We start from the raw sequence: 11,743 nt of genomic DNA on the forward strand, positions 1-11,743 counted from the left end.
CAGCGGGATCACAGCGGGTCGATTTCTGTGAGTTCGTTGTGGTCGAGGTGGAGCCAGCGGGTGATGCCGATCTCGCGGAGGAACGGGAGGTCATGGCTGGCGATGATCAGGGCGCCGTTGTAGGACGCCAGGGCGTCTTGGAGTTGGGCGACGCTGGCGAGGTCGAGGTTGTTGGTGGGTTCGTCGAGCATGAGGAGTTGTGGTGGGGGCTCGGCGAGGAGCAGGGCCGCGAGGGTTGCGCGGAAGCGTTCCCCGCCGGACAGGGTGCTGACGGGCTGGTCTGCGGCTCGGCCGCGGAACAGGAACCTTGCCAGGCGGGCGCGGCGGTCCTGGTTCTCCGCGCTGGGGGCGAGGATGGCCAGGTTCTCCACCACCGACAACGGCTCCTGCAGCAGGTCGAGGCGTTGCGGGAGCAGGCGCCACGGGACCAGCGGTAGGTCGTCCGCGGCGATCGCGTGCAGGAGGGTGCTCTTGCCGGCGCCGTTCGGCCCGGTCAGCGCGATTCGCTCGGGGCCCCGGATGTCCAGGTCGGCGTGCAGACCGGTTCGCAGTACATAGTCCTCCATTCGCAGCACGATCTTGCCCGCCGGGACGGTGGTTCGCGGCAGGTCGACGCGGATCCGGTCGTCGTCGTGAACCTTCTCCTCCGCCTCGGCGAGTGCCTCCTGCGCGGCGTCGAGCCGCTCGCTGTGCAGGCCGAGGTGCTTGCCCGCCGACACCTGCGCGGACCGCTTCAGCCCGCCGGCGACGATCTTCGGGATGCCGCCCTGCTCGAACGCGCGCTGGCCCGCCGCCCGCCGGCGATCCACCTTCATCCGCGCCTCGATCAGCTCCCGCTTCTGCTTCTTCAGATCCGACCCGGCCGCCCGGACCATCCGCTCGGCCGCCTCCTGCTCCACGGCAACGGCTTCCTCGTACGCCGTCAGGTTGCCGCCGTACCAGATCAGCTCGCCCTTGCGCAGGTCGCCGATCTGGTCGACCCGGTCGAGCAGCTCGCGGTCGTGGCTGACGATCAGCAACGCGCCGCGGAAGGCGTCGACCGCGTCGTACAGGTGGCGGCGGGCGCGCAGGTCGAGGTTGTTGGTCGGTTCGTCGAGCAGCAGCACGTCGGGCCGCTTGAGCAGTTCGGCGGCCAGGCCGAGCAGGATCGTCTCGCCGCCGGACAGTTCGCCGACGCTGCGGTCGAGGCCGATCGAGCCGAGGCCGAGCTTGCCGAGGGTCGCCTCGGCCCGCTCCTCCACGTCCCAGCCGTCACCGACGACGGCGAAGTTGGCTTCGGACGCGTCGCCCTGCTCGATCGCCGTGATGGCGGCCCGGACGTCCGCGATGCCGAGGGCCTGGTCGACCCGCAGGCTGGTGTCGAGGGTGAGGTCCTGCGGCAGGTAGCCGAGCTCGCCGCTGACCCGGATCGCCCCGCGTTGCGGAGTGAGGCGTCCGGCGATCAGCCGCAGCAGGGTGGACTTGCCGGCGCCGTTGCGCCCGACCAGCCCGGACCGCACCGGTCCCGCCACGAAGGTCAGCCCGTCGAACAGCACGCCGCCGTCCGGCCAGGCGAAAAAGAGGTCACTACAGGTCAGGGAATGACTCATCAGGGTGTACTCCGAGATCTCGAACGAGACCGCGCACCGACCGGTGGCGATCAACCGCTGCTGAAAGAGACCTCAGTTCGACAACCCGCACCCCTGACTCCGGCACTGTGACGCCGTCAAGATTAGGCACCCTCGCCGGCCGCTTCAACCACATTTATGCTCACGTCATGACCGTCGGCTACTCGGGCAAGCCGCTGGCCGCCAAGCTCGGGATCAAGCCGGAGCAGGCGGTGTGGATCGACAACGTGCCGCCCGGGTTCGCGATCGAAGGACTGCCGGACGGCGTGCAGCTGACCGCCGACGGCACCGACGCAGCGCAGTACGACGTGATCCTTGCCTTCTGCCCCGATCGCGCCCGGCTGGCAGCACAGCTACCGGGGCTGCTGGAGAAGACGGTCACCGCCGGGATGATCTGGGTCGCCTGGCCGAAGCGGGCCTCCGGGGTGCCGACCGATCTGGACGAGAACGGCGTCCGCGAGCTCGCTCTGCCGCTGGGCGTGGTGGACGTGAAGGTCTGTGCGATCGATGCCACCTGGTCCGGGCTCAAACTGGTCCGCCGGGTAGCCAATCGGAGCTAAGTGGACTGATCCAGTGCGTGACGTTGGCCACATTTCTGCGCGATTGTATCCATCACGGCCCGCAAGTACGCAGCTGCATACAGTGGCCAGAGCGACGTCGTCAAGGCTTGCCGGTACTGCGTGGCACCAGCCGGAAACCCACCTCTGCAACGGGTCCGGCAGTCCGGCCGCCGTCAGTCCAGTTCCGCGGATCGGCACCGGGCCGGCCGATTGCTGGAACACCTGCCCCGACAGTGTTTCAGGCCTCGATCGATCAACTGCCACGGCGCCAACCACTCGATCGACTGGTCCGGTGATCCCGGGCTGCGGAACAGTTGTGGCTGCTATTAGCCTTGGCTCGGGAAGTCCCTCATAACTTCCCTGTGACACTCATAGTCATAACCCGTGGTACCCGACCCGATCGGAAGAGGCGAACTGCCAAGTGGCCACCGAGCCATCAGAATCTGACCCCCTTGCAGCCTTCGGCGCGAACGAATGGCTGGTCGACGAGATGTACGAGAGTTACCTCGCGGACCCCAAGTCGGTGGACCCGGCCTGGAGTGCCTACTTCGAGGGCGACGGTTTCAAGGGGCACAGCCCGGGTGATGCGAAGCAGCCGAAGGCTGCTGACGCTCCCCGTCCCGATGCGGTGTCGGACAACAAGACCCCCGAGGCGCCGAGCCGCGGTACGGCGGCAGCCGCTCCGGCCTCCAGCCGGCCCGCCGCCCAGGCGGCAGCGGCAGCACCGGCCCCCGCGGCCCCTGCCCCGGCGGCGCCGGCGGTTCCGGGCTCGGCCACGTCGGCCACCCAGACCAGCAAGCCCCAGACCCAGACCCAGCCAGCAGCGAACACACAGAAGGCAGCGCCTGCCGCCAGTGGCGCCCCGACCGGAGGCACGGTGAACCAGCCGCCCAGCGCGCAGCCCAAGCCCGCACCCGCGACCAGCACGGACGCGGAGCGCAAGATCCTGCGCGGAGCGCCGGCCCGGACCGCGCAGAACATGGAGACCAGCCTCGGGGTGCCGACCGCGACCAGCGTGCGGCAGGTCCCGGTCAAGCTGCTGATCGACAACCGGATCGTCGTCAACAACCACCTGCGCCGCGCCCGCGGTGGCAAGATCTCCTTCACCCACCTGGTCGGCTGGGCCCTGGTGAAGGCGCTCAAGACGCTGCCCGAGATGAACGCGTCGTACGACGAGACCGACGGCAAGCCGACCCTGGTCCAGCCCGAGCACATCAACCTCGGCCTGGCCATCGACATGCAGAAGCCCGACGGCACCCGGCAGCTGCTGGTCCCGTCGATCAAGGCGACCGAGTCGATGACGTTCGCCGAGTTCTGGATGGCCTACGAGGACATCGTCCGGCGGGCCCGGGACAACAAGCTCGCGCTGCCCGACTTCCAGGGCACCACGATCAGCCTGACCAACCCCGGCACGATCGGCACCCAGCACTCGGTACCGCGGCTGATGAGCGGCCAGGGCTGCATCATCGGCGTCGGCGCGATGGAGTACCCGACGGAGTACCAGGGCGCGGCCGAGGAGACGATGGCCAAGCTCGCGGTCAGCAAGGTGATGACGCTGACCTCGACGTACGACCACCGGATCATCCAGGGCGCCCAGTCGGGTGAGTTCCTGCGCCGGCTGCACCGGCTGCTGCTCGGCGAGGACGGCTTCTACGACGAGATCTTCCAGTCGCTGCGGATCCCCTACGAGCCGATCCGCTGGGCCGCCGACCTCCCGCACAGCCACGAGGAGGACGTCAGCAAGCAGGCCCGCATCCTCGAGCTGATCCACGCCTACCGGGTGCGCGGCCACATCATGGCCGACACCGACCCGCTGGAGTACAAGCAGCGCAGCCACCCCGACCTGGACGTCGCCACCCACGGGCTGACCCTGTGGGACCTGGACCGCGAGTTCGCCACCGGCTCGTTCGGTGCGCAGAGCGACCGCCGGTTCATGAAGCTGCGCGACATCCTCGGCATCCTGCGCGACTCGTACTGCCGGACCACCGGTATCGAGTACATGCACATCCAGGACCCCGAGCAGCGCAAGTGGATCCAGGAGCGGGTCGAGCGGCCGCACACCAAGCCGCCGCGCGAGGAGCAGCTGCGGATCCTGGCCAAGCTGAACGAGGCCGAGGCGTTCGAGACCTTCCTGCAGACCAAGTACGTCGGCCAGAAGCGGTTCTCACTGGAAGGCGGCGAGACCACCATCCCGCTGCTCGACGAGCTCTGCGAGGAGGCGGCCGGCGCCGGGCTGGACGAGGTCACCATCGGCATGGCGCACCGCGGCCGGCTGAACGTGCTGGCCAACATCGTCGGCAAGTCGTACGGGCAGATCTTCCGCGAGTTCGACGGCAACATCGACCCGCGGACCGTCCAGGGCTCCGGTGACGTCAAGTACCACCTGGGTGCCGAGGGCGAGTTCGTCTCGGAGTTCGGCGACAAGATCAAGGTGTCGGTGGCGGCGAACCCGTCCCACCTGGAGACCGTCGACCCGGTGCTCGAGGGCATCGTCCGGGCCAAGCAGGACATTCTCGACCAGGGCGTGGCGTTCCCGGTGCTGCCGGTGCTCGTCCACGGTGACGCGGCCTTCGCCGGCCAGGGCGTGGTGGCCGAGACGCTGAACCTGTCCCAGCTGCGCGGCTACCGCACCGGCGGCACGATCCACGTGATCGTCAACAACCAGGTCGGTTTCACCACCTCGCCGGCCTCGTCCCGCTCGTCGATGTACTGCACCGACGTGGCCCGGATGGTGCAGGCGCCGATCTTCCACGTGAACGGCGACGACCCCGAGGCCTGCATCCGGGTCGCGGCGCTGGCCTTCGAGTACCGCCAGGCGTTCAACAAGGACGTCGTGATCGACCTGGTCTGCTACCGCCGCCGCGGTCACAACGAGGGTGACGACCCGAGCTTCACCCAGCCGCTGATGTACGACCTGATCGAGCAGAAGCGGTCCGTCCGCAAGCTGTACACCGAGGCCCTGATCGGCCGTGGCGACATCACGGTCGAAGAGGCCGAGCAGGCGATGCGCGACTTCCAGCAGCGGCTGGAGCGGGTGTTCACCGAGGTCCGGGAGGCGAAGAGCCAGCCGGACACGCCGGCGCCGTACGTGACCGTGCCGGTCTACCCGGACAAGCCGGAGGGCCCGGACGCGACCGCGACCACGCCCGAGGTGCTGAAGAAGATCGCCGACGCGTACACCACGCTGCCGGAGGGCTTCACCGCGCACCCGAAGGTGATGCCGCAGCTGCAGCGCCGGGCCGCCGCGATCACCCAGGGCCCGGTCGACTGGGCCAGCGCTGAGATCACCGCGTTCGGTTCGCTGCTGCTGGCCGGGCGGCCGGTCCGGCTGGCCGGTCAGGACAGCCGGCGGGGTACGTTCGTCCAGCGGTTCGCCGCGATCATCGACCGGGTGAACGGGCAGGACTACGTCCCGCTGCAGAACCTGGACGAGAACCAGGCCAACTTCTACGTCTACGACTCGCTGCTCAGCGAGTACGCCGCACTCGGCTTCGAGTACGGCTACTCCGTGGCCCGGCCGGACGCGCTGGTGCTCTGGGAGGCGCAGTTCGGCGACTTCGTCAACGGCGCCCAGTCGATCATCGACGAGTACATCTCGGCCGGTGAGGCGAAGTGGGGCCAGAAGTCCGGTGTCGTCCTGCTGCTGCCGCACGGCTACGAGGGCCAGGGCCCGGACCACTCGTCGGCCCGGATCGAGCGCTTCATGCAGCTGTGCGCCGAGAACGCGATGACGGTGGCCCAGCCGTCGACGCCCGCGTCGTACTTCCACCTGCTCCGCCGGCACACCCTGCAGGAGGAGCACAACCCGCTGATCGTCTTCACGCCGAAGCAGCTGCTCCGGCGCAAGGAAGCGGTCTCGCAGCCGGAGGAGCTGACCAGCGGCACGTTCCGCCCGGTCCTCAACGACCCGGAGGCCGAGCAGAACACGGCGGCCGTCGAGCGGGTCATCCTGACCTCGGGCCGGATCAGCTACGACCTGCTGGCCGAGCGCAAGAAGGCCGAGCCGGACAAGATCAGTACTGCGATCCTGCGGGTCGAGCAGCTCTACCCGCTGGCCGCCGACGAGATCAAGGCCGAACTGGCGAAGTACCCGAACCTGCAGGAGATCCGCTGGGTGCAGGACGAGCCGGCGAACCAGGGCCCGTGGCCGTTCATGGCACTGAACCTGACCGAGCACCTGGGCGGCAAGCCGTTCTACCGGGTCTCCCGGCCGGCCATGTCCGCGCCGTCGGTCGGCTCGATGGGCGTGCACCAGGCCGAGCAGGCGACGCTGCTGAAGCAGGCTTTCAGCTGACGTGTACTTCACCGACAGAGGGATCGAGGAGCTCGAGCGCCGGCGGGGCGAGGAGGAAGTCCCGCTGGCCTGGATCGCCGAACGGCTGCGCGAGTTCGTCGACCTGAACCCCGAGTTCGAAACCCCGATCGAACGCTTCGCCACCTGGCTGGCCCGCCTCGACGACGACGACTAGCCCTCTCTTCACCTAACGTGTGCAGATGCCCTTCGCCAGTCATCCCGTACGACGGGTTGCCGCGGCGGAGGGCATCGGCGCTTCGCGGGACTGGCCGCACACGATCCCGGCCGTGCGGCAACTCCTGACGGACGGGCTCGACCTCGGCCCGGGCGTCACGTTCCTGGTCGGCGAGAACGGCGCCGGGAAGTCCACCCTGGTCGAGGCGATCGCCGTCGCCTACGGGATGTCACCAGAAGGCGGTTCAACCGGCGCCCGGCTGACCACGCGGGTGACGGAGTCTCCGTTGTACGAGCAGATCCAGCTGACCCGCGGCGCCGGTGCTGCCCGGGCGGGCTTCTTCCTCCGCGCCGAGACTATGCACGGCTTCTACAGCTACCTGGAGGACCACCCGGGCTCGCGTCCTGAGCCGGCGTTCCACCGGATGAGCCACGGCGAGAGCTTCCTCAGCCTGATCGGCGACCGGTTCACCCGCCGCGGCTTCTACTGCCTGGACGAGCCGGAGTCAGCCTTGTCCTTCTCCTCCAGCCTCGCCGTCGTCGGCGTACTGAGGCAGTTGGCCGAGTCAGGCTCACAAGTCCTCTGTGCCACCCACTCCCCCGTCATCGCCGCTCTGCCCGGCGCCACCATCCTGGAAGTCGGTGAGTGGGGCATCCGCGAGACAGCCTGGGCGGACCTACAGCTCGTCGAGCACTGGCGCGCTTACCTCGATGCCCCGGAGCGCTACCTGAGGCACATCCATTAGTCCGTGTGGGGTGGCCGACGGCGCAGGGGCGGGTCGGGGGCCAGGGAGCCGTCTGGGGCGATGTGTTCGAAGATCTGGTCGACCAGGTTGAGGACGTGGGGGTCGTCGACGGTGTAGATGTGCCGGCGGCCGTCGCGGCGGGCCGTGATGATGCCGGCCAGCCGGAGCTTGCCGAGGTGCTGGCTGGCGGTGGCGATGCTCACTCCTACCCGCTCGGCCAGCGTGCCGACGTCGTACTCGCCCTGGGCGGCCAGTGAGACCAGGTGCAGCCGCACGGGCGCCGAGAGCATCGCGAACGTGCTGGCGGCGGAGTCGAGCTGAGCTCGCGTGGGTTCGGGGGGTGTCGTCATTGCGCAGTCATTGTGACCGCTGCGGAGGTCGTGCGGAACGCGGCAGGCCGTGGGTGAGGACGGTCTCATACTTGCGCAATTGCGAAAGTATCGAAACGATGAGATTCTTGAGCACGTGATCAGAGCACTCCGGCCCGTCTTTCTCTGCCTGCTGGCGGCTGTTCCGGGTGTTGTCCTCCGGCTGAGCGGAGTGCATCCGGCGGCCCCGTTGGCCATCGTTGTCTTCGGGCTCGGAGTGGTCGCCGCCTCGTTCGTGCTGGCCTGGGCGGCCGAGGCGGCCGAGGTCGACATCTCCGGTGGCCTGGCCATCGCGCTGCTCGCGGTGATCGCCGTCCTGCCGGAGTACGCGGTGGACCTGTACTTCGCGCACACGGCCGGCAGCCAACCGGAGTACGTGGCCTATGCCGCCGCCAACATGACCGGCTCCAACCGGCTCCTGCTCGGCCTCGGCTGGTCCAGCGTCGTCCTGATCAGCCTGTACGTCGCCAGCAAGCGCAGCGGGCGGCCCATCAAGGCCCTGGTGCTCGAGTCGGGCTACCGCCGCGAGCTGGGCTTCCTGGCGATCGCCAGTGTGGTCGCTTTCATCATCCCGATGACAGGGCAGATCCACCTGGTCCTGGGCATCGCCCTGCTGGCCTTCTTCGGGTACTACCTGTGGCGTGCAGCCGCGTCGGACCACGACGACGAGCCGGAGCTGATCGGCCCGGCTGCGCGGATCGGTGGGCTCGACACGGTCCAGCGGCGGGTCGCTGTCGTCTCCATGTTCGTCGCGGCGGCCGGAGTGATCCTGCTGTCGGCAGAGCCGTTCGCTGACTCACTGGTCGAGGGTGGGCGCGCACTGGGCATCGACCAGTTCCTGCTGGTGCAGTGGCTGGCTCCGCTGGCCTCCGAGGCGCCGGAGTTCATCGTGGCGATCCTGTTCGCCTGGCGGGGCAAGGGAGCGGCCGCACTCGGCCTGCTCATCTCCGCGAAGGTGAACCAGTGGACCTTGCTGATCGGCAGCCTCCCGATTGCCTATGGCATGGGTGGCGGCCCTGCTGCCCTCCCCCTGGACGGTCGCCAGGTAGAGGAGTTCCTGCTGACTGCCACTCAGACAGTGCTCGGCTTGGCCGTCCTGCTTAGCCTGCGCTTCCCGCGCTGGGCTGCCTGGACGCTGCTCGGGCTGTTCGCCGTGCAGTTCGCAGTACCGGGGCAGACTGGTCGCTATGTGCTCTCGGGCATCTACACCGTCCTGGCGATCGCAGCGATCGTGCACAACCGCCAGTACGTCGTACAGACCCTGACGTCACCGTTCCGCCGCACCCCGAAGGTCGCAGCGGAACGGCCGAAGGAACTGGTCGGGGTCTGAGGACCTAGCTCGCCTGCTGCTCCTCGACCAGCGGGGTGGGGCGGCGGCGCTCCTGCGGGCCGGGACGGCCACGGCGGCGGCCGGAGAGGAACTTCTCGCCCGCGGCGGTGCCGGTGAACTTGGTCCGGCGGGCCCACTCGCGGCAGTCTTCGATCACCGGGCACGAGGTCAGGCAGATGGCCTGCGCCTTGCGCTGTTCCCAGGCACTGGCGGTCTCGTCGTACGCCGGCGCCTGGCCGATGCACGCGGCCCGCATCATCCAGCGGTCGGCGGGGTCGGCGATCACCGTCAAGGTCGGCCTCATGGGCACTCCTGCTCAGCACTCATCGATCGGGCGGATCGAAACCGTGGGGGTTTCCCGCGGTACGAATAGCGTGCGCCAGCCTCGTTGCCCCGGTGCGACGGCAATGTTTCAGGGAGGAAACGTCAGCGCCAGACGGTGTCACATCCGTGCCGCTGTCAGTTCCGTGCTCGGTTTGGCGGCCAGAACAGTGCGTATGGTCTCCTCCGCACAGGCTCTGTTGGCACCGATTCCACCCCGCGCCCCACGCTTGATCCAGCCGGTGACGAAATGCCCCGGACGCCCGACCACCGCACCACGCTCGTTCGGTACGACGCCCCGCACCTCATCGAACGGCAACCCAGCGACGGGCTGCCCGGCAAACCCGATCGCGGTGACCAGATTGCCCGCCGAGATCACCCCACCGTCGGTGGCCAGCCCGACTCCCGGCTCCCACGCGAGAGCCCTGGTGTCGAACCGCAACACGATCCGCCTGCCCGGCTCTGGATGAGTGCTGAGGTCGCGTGGACTCTGGCAGACCTCGACGCCTTCAAGGGTGAGGAGGTCTTGGAAGGCTGACGGCGAGTACGCCGCTGCGTCCGCACCTCGACGGCCGACGATCACCACCTCGGTGATGCCGCTGGTCGCCAACGTCTCGCGGACGGCCGGCGGGAGTTGCAGGCCGGCCAGCCGGCGGCGGTCGCTGATCAGCAGCCGGGCGAGGTCGAGCGCAACGTTGCCATTGCCAACGATCACCGCCCGTGGACCCTGCAAAGTCATCGCGAGCGCGGCACCTGGGCGGTTGTTGTACCAGGCAACCATCTCCCCCGCCGCGCAGCTCCCGGCCGCATCCTCGCCCGGGATGCCGAGACGCCGGCTCGAGTACGAACCGACGGCGTGCACCACCGCGTCGTACCGGCCCTCCAGTTCGTCCGCGACCACCTCGGTCCCCGGACGCCAGCGGACCCGCGGATGCGCGATCACCCGCTCGAAGGTCGCCACGATCTGCTTCGTCGACGGATGGTCGGGCGCCACCCCGAACCGCGCCAACCCACCCACCACCGGCAACCGGTCAAAGACGGTCACCTCGGCGGTACTACGCAGCAACAGCTCCCGAGTCGCGTACATCCCCGCCGGACCAGCCCCGACCACCGCAACGCGCCGCGGCCCACCCGTCCAGTTCGAGAAGCTCGGCGCGTCCCACGTATCCAGGTCGAGCGCATCCAGGGCCGGCCGCGAGGCGAAGTACGAGCGATTCAGCTCCACCTCGACCGGTGTCGCCTGGTCGGCCGGCTTGGCCGCATCGACGGGACAGATGTCGGCACAGGCCCCGCAATCGATGCAGGTGCGCGGATCGATGAACAACCCATCCGCTGAGGGGTGAATGCTGTTCATCGGGCAGACCGCCACGCAACTCGCGTCCGAGCAGCAGTCCCCCGCGATCACATACGTCATCAGCGCAACCCGGTACGCCGGTACACCCGCGTCGCCGCCGACGTCAGGAGCCCGACCTCGCCCAAGAAGTCCATCAGGTTGGCGCAACTCGACCGCAGCAACGCCCGGTGATGCTCGTTGCGCCGAGCCTCCCGGACCGCGCGATCGGCATCGAGACCGGCGTTCGCGTAGACGGCCGGGGTGACCATGCTGCTCACGATCATGTCGGCGGCCAGCGCGATCACCAGCGCACTCACCCAGCGCCGGGCCCCGCTACTGCCGACCAGCCGCTGCCGGGTCTCCTCCCGGGCGAACACCATGTGCCGCGACTCCTCGACGACGTGGATGTGGTTCACCGTCCGCACCAGCGGGGCGACCCGGCGATCGCGCATCCAGTCGCGCTGCATCACATCGAGCACCTCTTCGGCGACCAGGATCGCGGCGTACGCCGTCTCGCCGGTGGCCACCGTCTTGAACATCCGCCCGAGCTCGCGGGTGACCGGTCGCGGCCGGTACTCCGCGTCGACCAGCCGGCCCGTCGCCCGGGCGAACATGATCGAGTGCCGGCACTCGTCGGCGATCTCGGTCAGCGACCACTGGAACTCAGCACTCGCCGGATTCAGGCCGTAGACATCACGGAGAATCAGCTGCTGGAGGATGAGTTCGAACCAGATCCCGGTGGAGGCGACCGAGGCGGCCTCGTGCCGGGTCAGCTGGCGGCGCTGGCCCTCGGTCAGCTCTTCCCAGTACGCCGTGCCGTACAGCGTGCTCCACTCCGGACTCAGCCCGTACCCGTCGCCGAGCGGCGCGTCCCAGTCGATCTCCGTCTCCGGATCGCGGGACAGCCGGGCCGAGGAATCGAGCAGCCGTCGTGCGGTCTGGTCCGTACCGTGCATGGAGCACCTCCCGGCGAGATACAACATTACCTATGTAACATAGGCCGTGTATCA

At 68.8% G+C, this 11,743-nt stretch carries 10 protein-coding genes; 5 read left to right on the forward strand and 5 right to left on the reverse strand.

Translation table 11 applies throughout. From position 1 onward, the window contains the following. Nucleotides 1-8 precede the first annotated feature (8 nt). The gene (locus tag AB0F51_RS27615; protein WP_360284583.1) at nt 9-1,589 is read right to left on the reverse strand and encodes an ATP-binding cassette domain-containing protein; all 1,581 of its coding nucleotides are present in this window, start codon (nt 1,587-1,589) and stop codon (nt 9-11) included. A 167-nt stretch (nt 1,590-1,756) separates the two neighbouring features. On the opposite strand from AB0F51_RS27615, the gene AB0F51_RS27620 reads away from it, so the two are divergent. The 4 genes from AB0F51_RS27620 to AB0F51_RS27635 all read left to right on the forward strand — a co-directional run bounded on the left by AB0F51_RS27620 (nt 1,757) and on the right by AB0F51_RS27635 (nt 7,381). Further along, complete coding sequence (locus AB0F51_RS27620) at nt 1,757-2,167, forward strand: DUF3052 domain-containing protein (protein WP_360284585.1); 411 nt, start codon at nt 1,757-1,759, stop codon at nt 2,165-2,167. Nucleotides 2,168-2,588: 421 nt separating this feature from the next. Further along, nucleotides 2,589-6,461: a multifunctional oxoglutarate decarboxylase/oxoglutarate dehydrogenase thiamine pyrophosphate-binding subunit/dihydrolipoyllysine-residue succinyltransferase subunit gene (locus AB0F51_RS27625; protein ID WP_360284586.1), complete on the forward strand. Its 3,873-nt coding sequence runs from the start codon at nt 2,589-2,591 to the stop codon at nt 6,459-6,461. 1 nt (nt 6,462) lies between these two features. Beyond that, nucleotides 6,463-6,636: a DUF6104 family protein gene (locus AB0F51_RS27630; protein WP_360284588.1), complete on the forward strand. Its 174-nt coding sequence runs from the start codon at nt 6,463-6,465 to the stop codon at nt 6,634-6,636. 25 nt (nt 6,637-6,661) lie between these two features. Beyond that, nucleotides 6,662-7,381, forward strand: coding sequence for an AAA family ATPase (locus AB0F51_RS27635; RefSeq protein ID WP_360284590.1), 720 nt, complete (start codon nt 6,662-6,664; stop codon nt 7,379-7,381). Here AB0F51_RS27635 and AB0F51_RS27640 read toward each other — a convergent pair. Further along, on the reverse strand, nt 7,378-7,731 hold the full coding sequence (locus AB0F51_RS27640; protein ID WP_020389459.1) for a metalloregulator ArsR/SmtB family transcription factor: 354 nt from the start codon (nt 7,729-7,731) through the stop codon (nt 7,378-7,380). The two genes, AB0F51_RS27635 and AB0F51_RS27640, sit on opposite strands and share 4 nt — an antisense overlap. 115 nt (nt 7,732-7,846) lie before the next feature. Here AB0F51_RS27640 and AB0F51_RS27645 point away from each other — a divergent pair, with 115 nt between their 5' ends. Then, a complete protein-coding gene (locus AB0F51_RS27645) occupies nt 7,847-9,079 on the forward strand; it encodes a sodium:proton exchanger (RefSeq protein ID WP_360284591.1) in 1,233 nt (410 codons plus the stop codon). Between the two features lie 4 nt (nt 9,080-9,083). Here AB0F51_RS27645 and AB0F51_RS27650 read toward each other — a convergent pair whose 3' ends face one another. The 3 genes from AB0F51_RS27650 to AB0F51_RS27660 form a co-directional block, all read right to left on the reverse strand. Next, nucleotides 9,084-9,383 carry a WhiB family transcriptional regulator gene (locus tag AB0F51_RS27650; protein WP_360284592.1) on the reverse strand — a complete coding sequence of 100 codons (300 nt, stop codon included), beginning with the start codon at nt 9,381-9,383 and terminating at the stop codon, nt 9,084-9,086. Between the two features lie 138 nt (nt 9,384-9,521). After that, nucleotides 9,522-10,814, reverse strand: a complete 1,293-nt coding sequence (locus AB0F51_RS27655; RefSeq protein ID WP_360284594.1) for an FAD-dependent oxidoreductase — start codon at nt 10,812-10,814, stop codon at nt 9,522-9,524. Next, the gene (locus tag AB0F51_RS27660; protein WP_360284595.1) at nt 10,814-11,689 is read right to left on the reverse strand and encodes a diiron oxygenase; all 876 of its coding nucleotides are present in this window, start codon (nt 11,687-11,689) and stop codon (nt 10,814-10,816) included. Before AB0F51_RS27660 ends, AB0F51_RS27655 begins: the two co-directional genes overlap by 1 nt. Nucleotides 11,690-11,743: the final 54 nt, after the last annotated feature.

Origin of the sequence: Kribbella sp. NPDC023855 (assembly GCF_040639475.1) — a bacterium.
Lineage (GTDB): Bacteria > Actinomycetota > Actinomycetes > Propionibacteriales > Kribbellaceae > Kribbella.